13 protein-coding genes are annotated in these 19540 nt (G+C 42.9%); 5 read left to right on the top strand and 8 right to left on the bottom strand.

What is annotated here, in order from left to right:
- Positions 1 to 165: 165 nt before the first annotated feature.
- The 4 genes from DS891_RS03830 (at position 166) to DS891_RS03815 (ending at position 7518) form a co-directional block, all read left to right on the top strand.
- Complete coding sequence (locus tag DS891_RS03830) at positions 166 to 1383, top strand: thiamine pyrophosphate-dependent dehydrogenase E1 component subunit alpha (RefSeq protein WP_010372716.1); 1218 nt, start codon at positions 166 to 168, stop codon at positions 1381 to 1383.
- Complete coding sequence (locus DS891_RS03825; RefSeq protein ID WP_010604720.1) at positions 1383 to 2360, top strand: alpha-ketoacid dehydrogenase subunit beta; 978 nt, start codon at positions 1383 to 1385, stop codon at positions 2358 to 2360. The genes DS891_RS03830 and DS891_RS03825 overlap by 1 nt, the downstream gene beginning before the upstream one ends.
- Positions 2361 to 2369: 9 nt before the next feature.
- Positions 2370 to 3941 (top strand): dihydrolipoyllysine-residue acetyltransferase, encoded by a 1572-nt coding sequence (locus DS891_RS03820; RefSeq protein ID WP_174168894.1) that lies wholly within the window; start codon positions 2370 to 2372, stop codon positions 3939 to 3941.
- 646 nt (positions 3942 to 4587) lie between these two features.
- Positions 4588 to 7518, top strand: coding sequence for a TonB-dependent receptor (locus DS891_RS03815; protein WP_174168893.1), 2931 nt, complete (start codon positions 4588 to 4590; stop codon positions 7516 to 7518).
- A 462-nt stretch (positions 7519 to 7980) separates the two neighbouring features.
- Here the strand turns inward: DS891_RS03815 and DS891_RS03810 are convergent, their stop codons facing one another.
- From DS891_RS03810 to DS891_RS03780, 7 genes are all read right to left on the bottom strand, one after another.
- Positions 7981 to 8229 (bottom strand): hypothetical protein, encoded by a 249-nt coding sequence (locus tag DS891_RS03810; RefSeq protein ID WP_010604723.1) that lies wholly within the window; start codon positions 8227 to 8229, stop codon positions 7981 to 7983.
- Between the two features lie 12 nt (positions 8230 to 8241).
- Positions 8242 to 9066: a CsiV family protein gene (locus tag DS891_RS03805; RefSeq protein ID WP_174168892.1), complete on the bottom strand. Its 825-nt coding sequence runs from the start codon at positions 9064 to 9066 to the stop codon at positions 8242 to 8244.
- Positions 9063 to 12536, bottom strand: coding sequence for a transcription-repair coupling factor (mfd, locus tag DS891_RS03800; RefSeq protein WP_174168891.1), 3474 nt, complete (start codon positions 12534 to 12536; stop codon positions 9063 to 9065). Before mfd ends, DS891_RS03805 begins: the two co-directional genes overlap by 4 nt.
- 16 nt (positions 12537 to 12552) lie before the next feature.
- Entirely contained in the window at positions 12553 to 13443 is an 891-nt protein-coding gene (locus tag DS891_RS03795; protein ID WP_174168890.1) for a carbon-nitrogen hydrolase, read from the bottom strand.
- A gap of 5 nt (positions 13444 to 13448) precedes the next feature.
- A complete protein-coding gene (locus DS891_RS03790) occupies positions 13449 to 14486 on the bottom strand; it encodes an agmatine/peptidylarginine deiminase (RefSeq protein WP_174168889.1) in 1038 nt (345 codons plus the stop codon).
- A gap of 114 nt (positions 14487 to 14600) precedes the next feature.
- Complete coding sequence (locus DS891_RS03785) at positions 14601 to 15167, bottom strand: hypothetical protein (RefSeq protein WP_010372743.1); 567 nt, start codon at positions 15165 to 15167, stop codon at positions 14601 to 14603.
- A 66-nt stretch (positions 15168 to 15233) separates the two neighbouring features.
- Complete coding sequence (locus DS891_RS03780; protein WP_174168888.1) at positions 15234 to 17102, bottom strand: methyl-accepting chemotaxis protein; 1869 nt, start codon at positions 17100 to 17102, stop codon at positions 15234 to 15236.
- 165 nt (positions 17103 to 17267) lie between these two features.
- Between DS891_RS03780 and DS891_RS03775 the strand changes: the two genes are divergently transcribed.
- The gene (locus DS891_RS03775) at positions 17268 to 18227 is read left to right on the top strand and encodes a DUF4382 domain-containing protein (RefSeq protein ID WP_174168887.1); all 960 of its coding nucleotides are present in this window, start codon (positions 17268 to 17270) and stop codon (positions 18225 to 18227) included.
- 54 nt (positions 18228 to 18281) lie between these two features.
- On the opposite strand, the gene ald is transcribed toward DS891_RS03775, so the two are convergent.
- On the bottom strand, positions 18282 to 19403 hold the full coding sequence (gene ald, locus DS891_RS03770; RefSeq protein ID WP_174168886.1) for an alanine dehydrogenase: 1122 nt from the start codon (positions 19401 to 19403) through the stop codon (positions 18282 to 18284).
- Between the last annotated feature and the right edge of the window lie 137 nt (positions 19404 to 19540).

Below are 19540 nucleotides of genomic sequence, written 5' to 3'. Positions count from 1 at the left end.
AGTTATTCATACTAACCACGAATGTGATCAAGACCAATTAACACAATCATAAATGCGAGGTGAGTTAAGACTCTTTTCGTCTTACGCAATCTGAAGCCAGATCTCGTATGAGAAAGTCGGGTTTGAACTCCGTAAGTTTGTTATGACAACAAGAGAAGGTAGGTTATGACTAACCCCAATAATATATCCTTAAATATCAGCCACGCGCTGGAATTTATAGATGGTCATGCACTCAATATCCCTACATTAAAGATTTTAAGTGACCAAGGCGATGTTTTAGACGGTGCAACAGCACCAGATATTGATAAAGAAACGGCATTAAGAATTTACTCAACAATGCGGTTTATCCGTTTACTTGACGAGCGTATGCAAGGGGCTCAGCGTCAAGGACGTATTAGCTTCTACATGCAATGTCTTGGCGAAGAAGCCGCTGTTACGGCAAGTGCTGCAGCGCTTAAAGAAGATGACATGATCATGGCTCAGTACCGAGAGCAAGCCGCAATTCACTATCGTGGTTTTTCGCTTGAGCAGTTCATGAATCAGTTATTCTCGAATGAGAAGGACTTAGGCAAAGGCCGCCAAATGCCTGTGCATTATGGTTCTAAAGAATTACATTACCTGACTATTTCGTCCCCGCTAGGAACGCAAATTCCTCAAGCAACGGGCTATGCATACGGCCAAAAGCTAAAACACATTGATAAAGAAACTGGCGAGCTAACGTCTGAAATTGACAACGTCACGATTTGCTATTTTGGCGAAGGTGCTGCGTCAGAAGGTGACTTCCACGCTGGTCTAAACATGGCCGCGGTGCATGGTTCACCGGTCATCTTTTATGCACGTAATAACGGTTATGCGATTTCAACACCTGCGGATGAACAGTTCAAAGGTGATGGTATTGCCGCTCGCGGTGTGGGCTATGGTATTAAGACCATCCGTGTGGATGGTGCTGATGCGCTTGCCGTTTACGCCGCAACACAAGCCGCGCGTAAAATCGCAGTTGAAAACGGTGAGCCTGTGATGATTGAGTCTATCGCATATCGTTTGGGTGCACATTCAACATCTGATGATCCGTCTGGTTACCGTACTAAAGACGAAGAAGCTGAATTTAAAAATAGTTGCCCAGTAAATCGATTTAAGCAATGGCTTCTAAAACAAGGTTGGCTGGATGAAGCCCAAGATGATGCGGAAAAAGAGAAAATCCGTGAAGATATCTTGGCTGCATTGAAGGTTGCAGAAAAAGTACAGAAGCCTGCATTAGAAGATCTGGTCTCAGATGTTTATGACACGCCAATTCCATCGCTGCAGAAACAATATGATGAATTGAAAGCGCATATTAAAGCTTATCCAGACGCATACCCAGTCACAGCAGGGAGAATTAAATAATGGCTAAAATGAACATGCTACACGCCATTAATTCGGCGCTAGATATCACGATGGCGGAGCATCCACAGGCCTGTATTTTTGGTGAAGACGTCGGCTACTTTGGAGGTGTATTCCGAGCAACTTCAGGCCTTCAAGAAAAATATGGTAAACACCGTGTTTTTAATACGCCATTGACCGAGCAAGGTATTTTGGGTTTTGCCAATGGTCTTGCAGCGTTTGGTGCTCCTGCGCTTGCTGAAATTCAATTTGCGGATTATATCTTCCCGGCATTTGACCAAATCGTGAACGAGTCGGCCAAGTTCCGTTATCGCTCAGGTAATGAGTTTGATGTGGGTAACTTAACAATTCGTACGCCATACGGTGGCGGTATTGCAGGTGGTCTATATCATTCACAATCACCAGAAGCTTACTTTGCACATACACCTGGTCTTAAAATTGTAGTACCGCGTAACCCGTATCAAGCAAAAGGCCTACTGCGTGCTGCCATTAAAGATGATAACCCGGTTATTTTCTTTGAACCTAAGCGCTTATATCGCGCCTCTGTTGGTGAAGTGCCAGAAGAAGATTACAGCATTGAGCTTGGTAAAGCTGAAGTAATTAAAGAAGGTACCGACATAACGCTATTGGCTTGGGGCGCGCAGATGGAAATCATCGAACAAGCGGCGCAAAAAGCTGAAGAAGCGGGTATTAGCTGTGAAATAATCGACTTAAGAAGCATTCTTCCTTGGGATATGGACACGGTAGCCAAGTCAGTGGTTAAAACGGGTCGTTTGGTCGTGAGCCACGAAGCGCCAATCACAAATGGTTTTGGTGCTGAGATTGCAGCAACCATACAAAAAGAGTGTTTCCTGCATTTAGAATCTCCAATTGAGCGAGTTTGTGGATTAGATACGCCATACCCTCTAGCACTTGAAAAAGAGTATGTGCCAGATGCACTGAAAGTGTTCGCCGCTATCAAACGTTCTATGGAATTTTAAGGATAAGTTATGGCTAAAGAATTTATCTTACCAGATATTGGTGAAGGCATCGTAGAGTGCGAAATCGTCGAGTGGTTGGTGGCTGTTGGTGACGAAGTAAAAGAAGATCAACCTATTTGTGACGTAATGACGGATAAGGCACTAGTGCAGATCCCAGCGGTACATGACGGTGTGATCACCAAGCTGCATTACGAAAAAGGTGAAATTGCAAAGGTGCATGAGCCTTTGTTTGCAATGGATGTTGCCGGCGAGCAAGCTGCTCAGCCTGAGCAATCGGCACCTCAGTCCTCGCCAACTACTTCAACCAGTGCTGTACTTGAAGACTTTATCTTACCTGATATTGGTGAAGGCATTGTTGAGTGCGAAATCGTTGAATGGCTTGTTGCTGAAGGCGATGAAATCAAAGAAGATCAGGCCGTTTGTGATGTAATGACTGACAAGGCGCTAGTGCAAATTCCAGCCAAGTACGATGGTATTGTTGAAAAACTCTATTATCAAAAAGGTGAAATAGCACAGGTGCATAGTCCGCTATTTCAAATGAAGTTGGCGTCATCTCACGCCGGAAAATCAGACGATCCAATCGCTGATGTTCACAAGCCTAAAGAAAGTACAGTACAAGCTGCTACTGCAAACGATGAGGCTACGCGTAGTTTACCGAAAAATGGTAAAGCGATTGCCTCTCCGGCAGTACGCCGCAAGGCGCGCGAAGTTGGTGTTGACCTCTCTGAAGTACCAGGCTCTGGTAAAAATGGTCGCGTGTATAAAGAGGATATCGAACATTTCCTTGAGCACGGTGTAAGTGGTGCTTCGACCACGAATGAAGCTAACACAACGATACAGTCTCAAACACAAAAGCCGACTCCTACCTCAGAAGGTGGTAAAAGAGTTGAGCCTCTACGTGGTATGAAAGCGGCGATGGCCAAACAGATGGTGGCCTCTGTTTCGACGATCCCACATTTCACTTACTGTGACGAGATTGACTTAACCGATTTAATAGCGCTTCGTGGTGCTTTGAAAGAGCAATATGCCAAACAAGGCGTGAAGCTTACTATGATGCCATTTTTTATCAAGGCGTTGTCACTTGCAATCAACGAATTCCCAATTTTGAATGCAAAAGTAAATGATGACTGTACGGAAATCACTTATTTTGATGACCACAATATTGGTATGGCGGTGGACAGCAAGCTCGGTCTTCTTGTACCAAATATTAAATCATGCCAAAGCAAATCGATTGTAGAAGTTGCCCAGTCTGTTACTGAACTGACAGAAGCCGCTAGGGAAGGGCGTGTATCTCCTGATTCTCTGAAAGGCGGTACTATCTCAATCTCAAACATAGGGGCGATTGGCGGTACGGTTGCGACGCCGATTATCAATAAACCGGAAGTTGCTATCGTTGCACTTGGCAAAGTTCAGCAGTTACCACGCTTTGATGCACAAGGTAATGTGGTTGCGCGCTCTATCATGCAAGTAAGTTGGTCTGGCGACCATCGTATTATTGATGGTGGCACGATCGCACGCTTCAATAATTTATGGAAAACCTTCCTAGAGGAGCCGGCTAAAATGATGATGGCAATGCGCTAATCCTTGTTTTTGCTAGTTTCTACTTGTTGTAAAGGGCCTTTACGGCCCTTTTTTATGTCCCGCCATATATATGTAAACCACCGTGAAAACAAACTTGTAATACCTGTTTGCTTAATTTAGAGAGCTATTCTGAAGCTAGAAAGCCTTTTCGATAATACTGCTACGTCACCAGCTATCGTCAAAGTATCTACATTCATGTAGGCAAAAACTCTATTCTAAGTAGGAAGTTCTTAACGGAGTTAGCGTCAGATTCGTTCCTTCAAATTGAGCGAAAGTTTATTAGATATTATCTGCATTTCTACATTCTAACTCTTTGTATATAAAAGATAATTGGAATAGAGCTTAAGAAGCAACTGCTAATTATTTTGCAAAAAAATATTAAAAAGATCCCATTACAATAATTGTACTTCGTATTTATTTCTTTACAATTACTAGAGTGGGTGGGATGACTAAAATGGTATTTTTTCAACTAATTAACAATGGATGCGGGTTAGCTCTGTGTAGTAAAAGTGTAAAAATAATTTTGTACACTTTTTGGGGATAATGGAAATTGCGTTTAGTTGTATTTGCTTTTTTTTAAATTAAGTTAATCTGATCGCGAGACTAATTTTGTCTCAAAGAAAAAGTATAATTAGGGAAAGTCTATATGAAAAAAAGCAAACTGAGTAATGCTATTCACTCTGCATTAGCCATCTCATTGACAGGTATCATTGCATCAACAGCGATTGCAGAAGAAGTTGCTTCAGATGAATCACTTGATAAAGTTGAAAAGATTCAGATTACAGGTTCACGTATTGCCCGTTTTGAGTTGAGTCAACCAGCGCCCATTATTTCAATAACTGGTGAGGAAATTGAACAAGCGGGTATTCCAGACCTAGCTTCTGTACTTGCAGAATTACCTGCGATTGGTGCGACCGGAACAATTCGAGCCAACTCAAATAGTAACAGTTCTGCAGGTATGAGTACTGTAGATTTGAGAAGGCTTGGAGTAGCCAGAACCCTTGTGCTCGTTAATGGTAAGAGACATGTTTCGGGTGAAGCCGGTTCTTCTACAGTTGACCTATCGACTATACCTTCCGCATTGATTAAAACAGTTGAAGTGACGACTGGTGGTGCATCAGCAGTTTATGGTTCTGATGCGGTATCAGGTGTTGTTAACATTATCTTGAAGAAAGATTTTGAAGGTCTAGAGCTAAGCGCTAGTTACAGCGACTCAACAGAGGGCGTGGGCAGTAAAAATAGCGCATATAGCTTAGTTGGGGGTGTGAATTCAGTGGACGGCAAAGGGAATGTAACCTTTTTCGTAACAAAAGACACCATAGAAGAAGTTATGACAAAAGATATGCCAAACTTCAATCTTGGTGCTCATATGCCAAATCCTGAAAATACTGGTGAAGATGACGGGATCTTTGATGAGCTTTGGGTTCCAAACGTTGTGTCGGAGTATGTTAGCCCTAATGGTGTATTGAGAGGTGGCGGTATTAACTACACATTCTCGAATGACGGCATTGGTGAGTTCATGCCAACTCGAGGCTTATTCGCCAATAGTGCGTTTGCAAGCTTCCCTGATGGTTGTAAATATTGTTTCTCTCCTGAAGACTATGTGAACTATCTTCCTCAGCGTGACAAAGTTTCAACAGGGGCGTTGTTTAACTATGCCTTTAACGATAATGTAGAGCTTTATGGTGATTTCAAGTACGTTCGCTCTGATATCGCTCAACAATTCCAGCCAAGTTTTCGATTTGGCCAAAATAGAATCAAAGTGGCAGATAACCCTTATTTATCTGCTGCAGATAAGAAAGTATTTGCAGATCGTGGACTAGAAGAAGTTCAAATTAATAAATTTCTAGACGAAATTGGTAACCGTTCGGCTAAAAACAAACGAGAAACGTTTACGCTTATGTCTGGGTTACGTGGTGCCTTTACTCTGAGTGACACAATATTTGATTACGATGTGTATTATTCATACGGCCGCACTGAAAATGACCGAATTACTGAAAATGATTTAATTTTGGGGAATTGGGCGGCAGCAATCGATGCGGTGATCGATCCGAATACGGGTAAAGCAGACTGCCGTAGCAATGTTTCTGAAGCTCAGCCGGAAGGTTACCAGAGTCCAGAGACAGTAAATATTGGCGGATGTGTACCTTACAATCCATTTGGATTTGGCCAAGCCTCAGCTGAAGCTATGGATTGGATCACAGCCGATGTTACCAGAAGCGATGCTGTGAAACAGCGTTTCGTGGGTGGTTCTGCATCGTTTGATACCGCTGAGTTCTTTGAATTACAAGGTGGTGCAGTTGGATTTGCGTTTGGTTATGAAAAGCGTTGGGAGTCGTCAGAGACTATCACCGATGAATTAACTCGTTCAAATGTATTATCAAATTCTGCTACACCAAATGTATATGGCGAGTATGATGTATCAGAATGGTTCGTCGAGACACGCCTACCAATTTTGGCTGATGTATTTTTAGCCCATGAACTTTCTGTTGATGCAGCGTTCAGAAGAGCAGATTACTCACATACCGGTGAGGCTGATGCTTGGAAAGTTGGTTTTATGTGGTCTCCATTAGAAGGCTATAGCTTACGTGGTACTTTCGGCGAAGCGGTTAGAGCACCAAACATTGCAGAGTCGTTCTCTCCACGATCACCAGGTTTTGGTCGAGTTACCGATCCATGTGACGTCGATAATATTTCCGATAACCCAAACCGTATCAAGAACTGCGCGGCATTAGGGATCCCGGCTAATTTCCAAGCTGAAGATAATGTATCAAAAGAGACGCTTACAGGCGGTAACCCAAATCTTAACCCAGAAGAAGCTGAGTCGTTAACTTTAGGCTTTGTATTCACGCCAATTGAGGGGCTGTCGGCGAGTATTGATTACTTTGATATCGAGATCACAGACGCAATTCAATCGCTAACAATACAAACCGTAGCGGATAACTGTGTAGATGGTCCTGATCTAGATTCTGTCTTCTGCGGACAAGTAACTCGCGATCCGGCTACTATGTCAATTACGCGTGTTGAGTCTGGCTATTTAAATACAGCTAAACTAAAAGTTAAAGGTGTTGAAGCTGATATTCATTATAATACAGATCTGACATCTATTGGACTTCCTGGTGATCTGAAATTAAAGTGGTTTGTTAGCCATTTGATCGAAAGAAATACATTCCAATTCCAAAACCGCCCTGAGCTTGTAAAACGCGAACATGGCGAGCTTGGTGATCCAGAATGGCAAAGCACGTTCAGAGCAACTTATGCTCAAGATAACTGGTCTGCAACATGGTATGCAAGATTTATTGATCGCTCAGCTTTGATTGATTTAGAAGATACACTGACTGAATCAGGAGAAGAAAGAGGCGAGTCGAAAGAAGACCAAGAGCATTCATATACTGGTAGCTTTATAACGCATGACATTTCTGCTAAGTATCGCTTCGACAAAGCTTCAGTAGAGGTTGGGTTTAGAAACGTATTCGACAAAATTCTACCAGATTACGTAGATGGCCGAGGTGCAAACTCTTCACTCTATGATCCTTGGGGTCGTAAAGTGTTTGTGAATTTGAAATATAATTTCTAATCTAAATACGAGAAAAGAGTACTCAAAGTAGTACTCTTTTTTCATAAACTTTCACTTATACCAATTTGCTTAATTAAGTGATATTTGCCGATAATACTACTGATACATCCAGCTACTCTCCAAGGTACCTAAATCCATCTAGGGAAGCCAAAAGCTTTTCTATTTAGTTGTTCTAAATAAGCAGTTCTTAACGCAGTTAGCGTCAGATTCGCTCCTACAGATTGAGTAAGTATTAAGACAAATCGTTATTAAACTTGCCTACATGTGTGCTCTTTATTCCACTTTACTCTGGTGGTTTTGTTGCGAAGCGAATTTGAAGGAATACCTTTCGCTTTTCCTAAATTGTGATTTTGATTAGTACTATATGAAATTTACACGATTTTTTAGGTTTAGCTTAAGTTGTTTCTCGGAACTCAACACTAGAGTGCTCTATCACATAAACGATAAAGCACTGAGTTGTGGTTAGTTTAACCCTTTCTTTGAATAAAGGGTGACTTTGTCAGAAAGTAGCGTTACTTTAATATGCTTGTCTTCGCTTCCCCAAATACAATTGGTATGTAGTGTTTTCTCTTCACAGTTATCAGCAGAGCCAAGAATACTCTCAACTTCAGCTTTGTCCATGCCCACTTCTATTTTGTTGTAGTTTTCTAAACTTACTTTAGAACAGCCGACTAGGGTAAGTAGCGCAGCAGCAGTTAGTAATTTTTTCATAGGGTTGCCCGTCTAATGTTTGTATTTTCTTATTTGAAAGATGACCCCAAGTTTAGGGTGATCTAAGTAATGTATGTCGCCGCTATACACGCGCGTATATTGAGACATACGAGCAGTACGAATATCGTTACCGTCTTCGTACTTTAAATCTAAATCTGTGGTTACGTAAAGGTAATGTCTCACGTGAATTTTAATCAAGCCTTCAAGCTGCCAATGCACATGCTCTTTCGATTCTTCGATATTAAAACGCTTCGATAGTGACGAAAACTGATCGTCATTTTCTATTACGCTATAACTGGATGGCGATGCAAACTGTTTGCCAGCAATAATCTCGATATTAGGAGCACGCTTATTACTTTGTTCTGGGAATCGCCAACCAGTGTGCAACAGTGGCTTGAGCCCTTTACGTTTTAGCTCTGCAATCTTGTTGGAAAAATTAAGCTGGGACTCATCCAACAAGTAGATAGAGTCCATGTGTTCTTGTGGATCAACTTTTGGTGAAAGAGGCAAAGTGTCGAATTTTTCAACATAGTTTGCATCTGGATCGCAAGAACTAGAGTGCGCGCCCGACGTTAATCCTCGAATAAAATCTTGCTCAGCAAACTGCTCACTGCCTTCCAAGCATAGTTTATAGCCGGTGGTATTAAAACCGTCGAATAATAGTGACTTGATGGTTTTTTGATAGAGCGGTTCAGGTTCAATACTAAAGTCTTCTCGCAAAGAGAAACTAGGCTCTTGCTCAAATGCTATCATTTCTACTTCAAACCAACGGGTGGCATGTGCAGACGCGCTACTGACCAAAGCCGCTAGGATGGCCAGACTTTTTATTGTTTTCATGCTACAGCCTTTTTCTCAAAGTCATCAATCATCGCATTAACCAGTTTTAATCTCTCTTGGCCATTTTTTTCTTCGATCAGGAACTTCAGTTTATTCGCGCCTTCCATTCTATAGGTTGACGGGCTACTTTGTATCAATCCTATGATGAATGTTGGGTTAACTTTTGTATGACTACTGAACTCAAAGAAGCCACCTTTGGGGTTTGCTTCGACCTTGTTAATGCCCAATTGAGTTGCCTTTAGCTTAACAGACTGCACCGCAAAAAGGTTTTTCGCCGCATCTGGAAGCAGTCCAAAACGGTCGATTAATTCGATTTGCAGCTCATCAAGTTCCGCCAGCGACTTAGTGCTTGCGATGCGTTTATACATGCTAAGACGAATATTTACATCATGAATGTAATCGTCCGGTAGCAGTGCTGGGAACTTAAGATCAACCTCACTTTGCTGCTGAAGTAGGTTATCGAGTGTTGGCTCTTTGCCATTTTTTAAGGCTTCAACTGCTTGTTCTAGCATTTCCATATACAGCGTGAAGCCAACGGTTTGAATTTGACCGCTTTGGTCATCTCCCAGTAGCTCACCCGCACCACGGATCTCTAAATCGTGGGTGGCAAGGGCAAAGCCTGCGCCTAAGTCTTCGAGTTGTTCTATGGCTTGTAAGCGCTTGACCGCGTCTTTAGTTAAGGCTTGGCTATTCTTCGTGAGTAGGTATGCGTATGCTTGGTGATGGCTTCGTCCTACACGGCCGCGAAGCTGATGTAATTGTGCCAATCCGAGTTTATCAGCCCTATCCATAATGATGGTATTAGCAGAGGGTATATCGATACCGGTTTCAATAATGGTTGTACATACAAGCACGTTATACTTTTGGTGATAGAATTCACCCATCAAGTGCTCAAGTTCTTTTTCACGCATTTGCCCGTGGGCAGTAGTAACGTTAGCTTCTGGCACGAGTGCCGAGATATCAGCGGTGACCTTATCTATCGTCTCGACGTTATTGTGGAGGAAGTAAACCTGTCCACCGCGCTTTATTTCACGCAGAATTGCTTCGCGAATAAGCTCGTCGTTGCGCTCTCGTACAAAGGTCTTTACCGCTAATCGTTTGGCTGGAGGTGTTGCAATAATAGAGAGATCACGCATACCACTCATCGCCATATTCAGCGTACGCGGGATTGGGGTTGCGGTCAGGGTAAGAATGTCGACATCTGCTCTTAGCTGCTTAATCTTTTCTTTTTGTCTCACACCGAAGCGGTGTTCTTCGTCGACAATCAGCAGACCCAAATCGGCGAACTTGATGTTTTCTTGAATAAGCTTATGGGTGCCTATCACAATATCAATTTTGCCTTCTTCAAGTTTTTGTAACGTCTCTTTTTGTTCTTTCGCTGAGTTAAAGCGCGAAAGCACACCGACTTCAACTGGCAGATCGGCAAAACGGTCTTTAAAGTTCTCAAAGTGTTGTTGGGCAAGTAGCGTAGTTGGCACTAAGACGGCCACTTGTTTGCTATCGTTGACGGCAACAAACGCAGCACGCATGGCCACTTCGGTTTTACCAAAGCCAACATCGCCACAAACAAGTCTGTCCATCGCTAGGCTTGATTGCATGTCCGCAAGTACGGCTGTAATTGCATTGCGTTGATCGTCTGTCTCTTCAAATGGGAAGCTATCGGAAAAGTCTCGATAGGCACTCGCATCTAGCTTAAATGCATAACCCGGTTTACTTTGACGTTTTGCGTATATGTCTAGGAGTTCAGCAGCAACATCTCTGACTTTTTCAGCCGCTTTGCGTTTTGCTTTTTCCCACGCGTCATTACCCAGTTTATGAAGTGGTGCAGAAGCTTCTTCACCTCCTGAGTAACGACTGAGCATATGGAGTGAAGAGACAGGCACATAAAGTTTAGCGTCATTGGCATAGATGATAGTCACAAACTCGGTAGCAATACCCGCTGCATCTATGGTTTCTAGCCCTAAATAGCGACCTACACCATGATCTAAATGAACAATAGGTTGACCTTCTTTTAACTCAGCGAGGTTTCGGATCAGCGCATCTTGCCCTTGCTCGTATTTATGTTTGCGGCGGCGTTTTTGGGAGATTTTAACACCTAACAGTTCTTGCTCGGTGATGATAGACAGCGATTTTTTATCCAGTAGTTTCACACTGGTAGCGAGTGGAGTGACGACCACACCAACATCTGAGTCGCTAGATACAAATTCTGCAATGCGCTTATAAGGCTTAAGCTTTAGCCCTGTTGGTTTTAATAAGGTAAGCAGTGACTCTCGTCGGCCCTCTGATTCAACACTGAATAACACGCGAGACTTTTGCTTTTTCTCAGCAGCGATGTAATCGAGGATTTTTTGATATGGATTAGCTTGTTTATGCTCAATGCGAACATCGTCGATTAATTCAGCTGCGACATTGCTATTGCCCGCTTTGGTCCCCAGCATCGCTTGACTAAGCTTTATTCGAGAGAAGCCGTTAAGGCCTTCAAACAAGGTCTCTATTGGCTGATATAGCTTGGCTGGTGAAAGTAGCGGACGAAGTGGGTCAACCCAGCGACTTTCGTAGCGTTTAGATACGTCTTGCCAAAAGGTTTGCGCCGCAGATTCAATGTCGCCAAAAGGCATAAATATGGTATCTTCAGGCAAATAGTCAAACACCGTCGCTAACGAATCGAAAAAGAGCGGCAAATAATACTCTATACCCGCAGGCCAGTTTCCTTTACTAACCTGCATATAGATGCTGTCTTTTTCACTACTTGCGCCGAACGCTTCGCGGTAATTAATTCTAAAGCGTTCAATGTCTTCTGCATTGGTTGGGAATTCGTGCGCCGGTAATAAATCGATAGCATCAATCTCATCATTTGAGCGTTGGCTTTCGATATCAAAATGACGAATTGAGTCTAACTCATCATCAAAGAAATCTAGTCTAAAGGGGAGTGGGCTACCCATGGGGTATAAATCGATAATGGAGCCTCGAACAGCAAACTCACCATGTTCCATTACCTGCTGAACATGACGATAACCCGCTTGAGTTAAGGTATCACGCAAGCTTTGTGCGTCTACTGTGTCACCTTTTTTTACCTGAAGACTCATGCCGTGGATAAAGCTAGGTGGTGCGGTACGTAGCATAAGGGTTGAAACAGGAATGATGAGTACGGATTGCTTTTCCTGTTTGAGTGTATTTAGCGTCGCAAGACGCTGAGAAATAATATCTTGATGTGGTGAAAAGTGATCATAGGGTAATGTTTCCCAGTCAGGAAACATCATGACTGGCGTATCTTTTAAAAGATACGCTAGTTCATGCTCAAGGCGAAGTGCAGAGGGGGTGTCGGGGGTGACGAGTACAACTAAGTTGTCATGTTGTTGGATGTGCTCACTCAAACACAGTGATAAGCTACTGCCAACCAAATTACCCCACGAAATTTTATCCTTGTTTGATTTTACCCAAGGTAAATTGTTCCATTGCACATTCGCCATTGACTACTCCTATTTATTAATCGCGATAAATTTTGCAAAGATCCTGATAGTGATCGATTCGTCTGTCTCTTAAATACGGCCAGATGCGACGAACAGATTCACTGCGTGCAAGATCAACATCAACAACCGAGATTTCCTCAGCTGCTTCAGATGCATGCAATAACATTTCACCTTGTGGACCGGTAACGAAAGAATTGCCCCAGAATTGAATACCTTCACTTTGACCTGAAGGGTCTGATTCATGGCCAACACGGTTAACGCTGATCACAGGTACTCCGTTCGACACTGCATGTGCACGCTGTGCAATTATCCAAGCATCTCGTTGACGAATTTGCTCTGCTTTGTCATCGCGAGGATCCCAGCCGATTGCCGTTGGGTAGATTAAAAACTCAGCGCCCGCCATTGCCATCAGACGCGCACCTTCTGGGAACCATTGATCCCAACATACCAGTACGCCTAATTTGCCTACAGAAGTCTGAATCGGAGTAAAGCCCATGTCGCCAGGAGTGAAGTAAAACTTTTCATAAAAACCTGGGTCATCAGGAATATGCATTTTACGGTATTTGCCAGCAATCGTACCGTCAGACTCAAGTACAACTGCAGTGTTGTGATAAAGCCCTGTTGCACGCTTTTCAAATAACGACGCAACGATGACAACATTAAGCTCTTTTGCAAGTGCGCCTAGTGAGTCTGTGCTTGGGCCTGGAATGGTTTCCGCTAAGTCGAAGAGATCGGTGTCTTCAGTCTGGCAAAAATACAAGCTGCGGTGCAATTCTTGTAACACGATAAGCTTAGCACCCTGACTTGCCGCTTTTCGGATACCGTCACAGGTTTTCGCAAAGTTGTTTACGAGATCTGTAGAGTTGCTATGTTGAACAATACCAACTTTGATGTTTTTTTCAGTCATGGTACTTACCTTAAAAAACCTTTTGGTAACTGCATCGTAATACAGTGCAGGCTACCGAATTGATGGATGATTGGTAGGCAGTTAACGCCAATTACCGTTCTTTCTGGGTGGGCAAGAGAGACTTTGTCCAGTGCTTCTTGATCTTTGTCATCGCCATAGATAGGTACTAACACCGTTTTATTCAAGATCAGATAGTTTGCATAGGTTGCAGGTAATCTCTCACCCTCGTTATCAAACTTAGCACTAGGCCAAGGTAAACTAATTAAACGGTATGGATCGCCATTTGGGGTGCGGAATGTGCGTAGCTGCTGTTCCATTTTATTGAGGGCATCATAGTGCTCGTCTGATTTGTCGTCGCACTTAACATATACCAAGGTGTTATCTGGTGCAAAACGCACTAAAGTGTCGATGTGACTATCCGTATCATCACCGGCTAAGTATCCGTGATCTACCCACAGGAATGACTCAGCACCCAACTCTTTTTGCAACAATAGTTCTAATTCGGTTTTACTTAGATGTGGATTGCGATTTGGGTTCAACAGACACTCTGAAGTGGTCAATAAGACATTGGACTCGTTAATCTCAATACCGCCGCCTTCAAGTACCACGTTGACCTGTTCAAAGGTACAGTTTGGGTTGAGGACCTGTTTGGCAAGCTGCTGATTGATCTTATTGTCTAAATCCGCAGCAAACTTGTTACCCCAACCTGTAAAGGTGAAATCTTTGATACATAGATTTCCTGTACTTGTTTGCGTCGTAAGTGGACCGTGGTCACGGGCCCATGTGTCATTACAAGGCGTAACAACAAAGTGACACTTAGCTAAGCTAACCTCAGCTGTGCTGAGTAAGTTTTCGATATGCTGTTTTAGCGCTTCATTATGCGCCACGATAACGACTTCTTGAACTTGGGTAATATGTTGGCAAAGTGCAACGTACACAGGTTCAACGTCACTGAGAATGTCGCTCCAATCGGTATCAGAATGCGGCCAAGTAAGCATGATTGCGTCTTGTAGTGCCCATTCTGGGAGTAAAGTAAAACTCATTAAATCATCACCATATAATAATAAGCCTATAGTTTATCATTAACCTCAGGTGTGTCAGTAAGTTTTATGAAGATAATTGAGCATTTAAAGAAGGCACCTAATGCGTTAAATGCCTTATTGGTCTTTTTGCTGCTTTAGCTTAAGTTGTCTGGTCTGGGCGTGTAAGCTCGCCCGTACGAGCAACTCTTGATCCGCTTCTCTAATAGCGGTAAAGGCGAGAGTGAATTTACCATCTTGCTTGGCAATGACTTCTGAGTAGCAAAAGATAGCACTGGCTTCATTGCGCAAAAATATTTTAGTTCGCAATGATTGTCCGACCTCATAATCTGCTTCTAACGTTGCGGTCAGGCCGCCACCGCCGTAGCTGTCACAAAATAGATGACTGTCGTCAGGTTCTTCAGTTGCGAGAATGTGGCTGATAATTAAATCAATCTTACGTGATTGCGCCTGCAAATAAGCTGCTAACTCATTGGCAATATCACCCAGATTACGAAGTGGTCGCAGGGCATTAAGATCTAACTCATTAATTTCGTTCGCGAGCTTAAATAGCGGCGGAATTGCAGCTTCTAATTGATATTCGTTCTCTGGAACCATATTGTCATCAACCGGATAGAGGTTGATCTGAACCTGTTCAGCTATCTGAAAATACTGTTCAAATAATTCCTGCAAATTCGCTTTCATGTTTTATCTCTTGGCATCGCGCCGCTTTACAACTGTCTCTATAGTAACGGTTTAGTTTACCGATAATCAAACCTTGAATTGCTCTAGTAGTTGTTCTTGGGTTGTTATCTTTTCTACTTGAGACTGCATGGTGGCATCAACGCTCTTAGCTTCGCTATACACCGACTCGGAAATACCACGAATTGATGAGCTACTACTATTCACGTTATTTACAATGTCATTTTGCTCATTCAGCATATCAGCAATACGAGAGTTCAAATCGACAATGTGGCGAATGGCGCTGCGCATATCTTCAAGCGCGGCTTTGGTTTGGTCTGCCTTTTCAACCGTTTTATCGACATAATGTTGGCTTTGCTTCATTACAGTGACCGCGCTTTCTGAACCCGACTGCAGTTGACTTATCATTCCACGGATTTCAGTTGTGGCTTCTTGTGTTCTTTGTGCAAGCGATCTTACTTCGTCTGCAACGACGGCAAAGCCGCGACCAGACTCACCAGCCCTTGCGGCTTCAATGGCTGCATTGAGCGCTAGGAGGTTAGTTTGCTCGGCGATACTGTTGATAACAGATAGTATTTGTTCAATAGCCGTAGACGAGCTTTCTAACTCAGTAACTACGGTCATTGCCGAACTGATTTGATTAGATAGCTCTTGAATTGTTTCCGTTGTTTCTGCAACGATTGTTTCTCCTTGGCGAGCAACTTGATCGGTGGTTTTAATTGCTTCAGCGGCTTCATGGGCAGATTGTGTTACTTGATGCTCAGTTGCAGACATGTGTGTTGTTGCTTCATCAAGGACTTTGATACTCGCTAATTGCTCTTGAATGGAAAGTTTGGCTTTATTTGCGACCTTAGATGTTTGTTGAGCATCGTTTAATACCTCATGGCCTAAACCTTGAATATTCGCTATCAAAGACTGTAAGCTGCTGGTAAAGGCATTAAAATTTTGTGCCAGTGCTGCAAATTCGGGTTCATGCTCGGTATTTAATCGTACGGTTAAGTCTGCATTACCACGTGCGATAGCAGCCATGGCAGTGTTGATTTCATCGAGTGGCTTTAATAATAAACTAATCACAAAAGAAAGTAGCACAGTCGCGAGTGCCACAGAAATAAAGGCAAATATGGCTGCATCTCTTTGCAGTCGTGAAAGTGCAGCAAAAACGGTGTCTTCATCCAGCATCACCCCTAAATACCAATCTAAGCCTTCGACCTCTTTAAACTGCACTAATTTGTCTTCGCCGTTAACTTCAACGTATTGGATATTTTCTGAGATACTTATGTCACCGAGAAATGCACGAGAAGACTTACCATTTAGTTTTACATCGGGGTGTGAGATAGTCGACCCGTCTTTACTCACCATAAAGGCAAAACCTGCGTCTAGCAGGTTAAACGAGTTAATCATTTCGCCGAGTTTTGCCAAACTAACGTCGTAAAAAATTGCGCCGTTAAATTGGCCTTGTTTAAACACAGGTGTACCAATTGATACCACGATTTCGTTACTTACCGCATCAGCGTAAGGTGCTGTGATAATGAGCTTTCGTGCAGTTTTTGCGTCGGTATACCAAGGCCGCTTTCTCGGATCCCAGTTTGCACCTGGGTTCCATTTTGGATCGCTAGCGACATACTTTCCTGTTTGCTCTTCGCCATAACCTATTAGTAGGAAAGAGGTTGTGAGCTGTGGCTGAGAGAGAATAGGGAAGGCCGCGTCTAAGGTGTCAGTGGAAGCTACGAGGTTGGTAGCAAGAGCGGCGAGATCGGTTGCTCCTTTCATTTGCGCAGTGACAGTATTACCGATTCCCTGAATTATTTCATTCACACTTTGTTCGGCTTGCGCTTTGATTGCTGATTGCACCGAAATATATTGAATAACAGATAAGATCAGTAATGCTGCAAGCAGCACAAGCGCAGAGACGGATACGACTTTGTGTTTAAACTTCACGGCCACACTCCAATAAGTTTGATACATTAAACTTATGACATTTAATAAGAAAATGCCAAACCTTCTGCACTGCATTTGAAGGTATTTCAAATTATTGCGTTTATATTAATTATTTATTCATGGCGCAATTCCTATTCTTTAAGACTTAGAAGAGGAGAAAACATCATGTACAAACCAGTTTTAACAGCGATTGCCTCGGCAATGATACTCGCTGCATGCGGTGGCGGTTCAGGTTCTGACTCAAACGACAACAACACCTCACAACCAACTCAAAAAACCACCGTAAGTGTTGGTGTTTCAGATGCTGCTGTGAATAATCTTGCAGAAGTCAACCTTGTTATTCAACGGCTGACATTTAGAGCATCTGGAAAAGAAGATGTGACATTTGATACCTTGGATGCGCAGGGTAATCCAATGAAGATCAATCTGCTTGAGTATACGGGTGATGATATCTATTTGGTTGTAAACGACCAAGAGATCGATGCCGGTGATTATGAGTGGATCAGAGCCGATGTTGTAAACGGTGGTGCGGGGTCTAATTTTGATTTAACCTCTAGCGTGCGTTTTTTAGATGGTAGCCAAGCACCGCTAGCCGTAACCCGTAAAGGTAATGATGGTGTGGGTGAAATCCAACTCAATAACTTCTCGTTAAATGAAGGTGAAAACCAAATCGTATTGGAGTTTGACTTAAATAAGGCGCTATTGAAGCGCACAAATGATGACACCGTTTATCTAAAACCAACAGCTGTCCGTTTGGAAAATCTGTTAACCAGTTTCGAGATTGAGGGTATGGTTAGCGAGTCTGTGAAAAATGCATGTATAGCAGATAACGCAGACCTAGCCCCTCTTGTCGGAGAGTACAAACATGTTGTTTATCTTTATAAAGCCGATGTTGCAGTGCCAAGCGACATTAGTGATGAAGACTCAGCGCCAGTAGCAACTGCAAACTTAGATGCTGAGAGTGAATATGAGATAGCATTTATTGGTTCTGGAGATTACAAAGTAGGGTATTCGTGCTTAGGTCATTTAGATGATGCCGAAACGATAGATGCAGATTTTAGTTTGTATCAAACAAAAGACGTTACGTTGACGCAAGATACCGAAGTGAATTTTGAGACAAACTAACAGCAAACAAAAAGGGCTTCAAGTGAAGCCCTTTTTACTACTTAAAATTCAAAATTAAGCATTTTCTAGTGCAGCGCGTGGGTCAACATATTCCATGTTGAAGCCTTCTGCCACTTCTTTACACGTTACCTGACCTTTCAGAACGTTTAGGCCGTCCATAAAGTGTTTGTCATTAAGTAGCGCTTGTTTGTAGCCTAAGTTTGCAAGCTTGATGATGTACGGAAGCGTTGCATTGTTAAGTGCAAACGTTGAAGTACGAGGTACGGCACCAGGCATGTTCGCTACACAGTAGTGAACTACGTCGTCAACAATGTATGTTGGATCTGCGTGTGTAGTCGCTTTAGAAGTAGCAATACAGCCGCCTTGGTCGATTGCAACGTCAACAATAGCAGCACCTGGCTTCATCGCTTTGATGTGCTCTGCAGTTACAAGCTTAGGAGCCGCTGCACCTGGAATTAGTACGCCACCGATCACAAGATCTGCTTCTAGTACGTGTTTTTCAAGTGCATCAGCAGTTGAGTAGATAACTTTAGCTTGGCTACCAAACTGTGCATTTAAAGAACGTAGAACATCGATGTTACGGTCAAGAATAGTAACGTCTGCGCCTAGACCTACAGCCATTTGCGCTGCGTTACGACCAACCATACCACCGCCGATCACAACGACTTTAGCTGGTTCAACACCAGGCACGCCACCTAGCAGCATACCACGGCCTTCACGCGACTTTTCAAGCGCTTGAGCACCAGCTTGAATTGACATACGACCAGCAACTTCTGACATTGGCGCTAGCAATGGAAGACCACCACGCGTATCAGTTACCGTTTCGTATGCAATACAGATAGCACCGCTCTTGATTAGATCTTCTGTTTGTGGAAGATCTGGTGCTAGGTGAAGGTAAGTAAATAGGATTTGGTCTTCACGTAACATGGCGCGCTCAACAGCTTGAGGCTCTTTTACTTTAACAATCATATCAGCAGTAGCAAAAACGGCTGCTGCAGTGTCTAAAACTTTAGCACCAACTTGAACATAATCTTCGTCAGTAAAACCAATGCCGATACCAGCATTTGTTTCAACAACGACTTCGTGACCGTGATTGATTAGTTCACGAACGCTCGCAGGAACCATACCTACGCGGTATTCGTGGTTTTTTATCTCTTTAGGTACACCAATAATCATAATATTCGCCTCAAAATAAGAACGGGGTAAAATTTTTGACTATTATATTTACCTATAGCCAGTGTGTCTCACTGTTTTAATATTTTAATGTAGTGATATAATCTGAATTAATGAGTCATTCAGGATAAAAAACTACA

The organism is Pseudoalteromonas sp. JC28 (genome assembly GCF_013319255.1).
Taxonomy (GTDB): Bacteria; Pseudomonadota; Gammaproteobacteria; order Enterobacterales; family Alteromonadaceae; genus Pseudoalteromonas.
The sequence above is the reverse complement of the archived record's forward strand: the minus strand, read 5'-3'. Positions and strand labels throughout refer to the sequence as shown.

Excerpts from the sequence above, each read along its gene's own strand:
- DS891_RS03795 (WP_174168890.1), bottom strand. The coding sequence starts at position 13,443 with ATGACTGAAAAAAACATCAAAGTTGGTATTGTTCAACATAGCAACTCT.
- ald (WP_174168886.1), bottom strand. The coding sequence starts at position 19,403 with ATGATTATTGGTGTACCTAAAGAGATAAAAAACCACGAATACCGCGTA.
- mfd (WP_174168891.1), bottom strand. The coding sequence starts at position 12,536 with ATGGCGAATGTGCAATGGAACAATTTACCTTGGGTAAAATCAAACAAG.
- DS891_RS03810 (WP_010604723.1), bottom strand. The coding sequence starts at position 8,229 with ATGAAAAAATTACTAACTGCTGCTGCGCTACTTACCCTAGTCGGCTGT.
- DS891_RS03815 (WP_174168893.1), top strand. The coding sequence starts at position 4,588 with ATGAAAAAAAGCAAACTGAGTAATGCTATTCACTCTGCATTAGCCATC.
- DS891_RS03830 (WP_010372716.1), top strand. The coding sequence starts at position 166 with ATGACTAACCCCAATAATATATCCTTAAATATCAGCCACGCGCTGGAA.
- DS891_RS03790 (WP_174168889.1), bottom strand. The coding sequence starts at position 14,486 with ATGAGTTTTACTTTACTCCCAGAATGGGCACTACAAGACGCAATCATG.
- DS891_RS03820 (WP_174168894.1), top strand. The coding sequence starts at position 2,370 with ATGGCTAAAGAATTTATCTTACCAGATATTGGTGAAGGCATCGTAGAG.
- DS891_RS03805 (WP_174168892.1), bottom strand. The coding sequence starts at position 9,066 with ATGAAAACAATAAAAAGTCTGGCCATCCTAGCGGCTTTGGTCAGTAGC.
- DS891_RS03775 (WP_174168887.1), top strand. The coding sequence starts at position 17,268 with ATGTACAAACCAGTTTTAACAGCGATTGCCTCGGCAATGATACTCGCT.
- DS891_RS03785 (WP_010372743.1), bottom strand. The coding sequence starts at position 15,167 with ATGAAAGCGAATTTGCAGGAATTATTTGAACAGTATTTTCAGATAGCT.
- DS891_RS03825 (WP_010604720.1), top strand. The coding sequence starts at position 1,383 with ATGGCTAAAATGAACATGCTACACGCCATTAATTCGGCGCTAGATATC.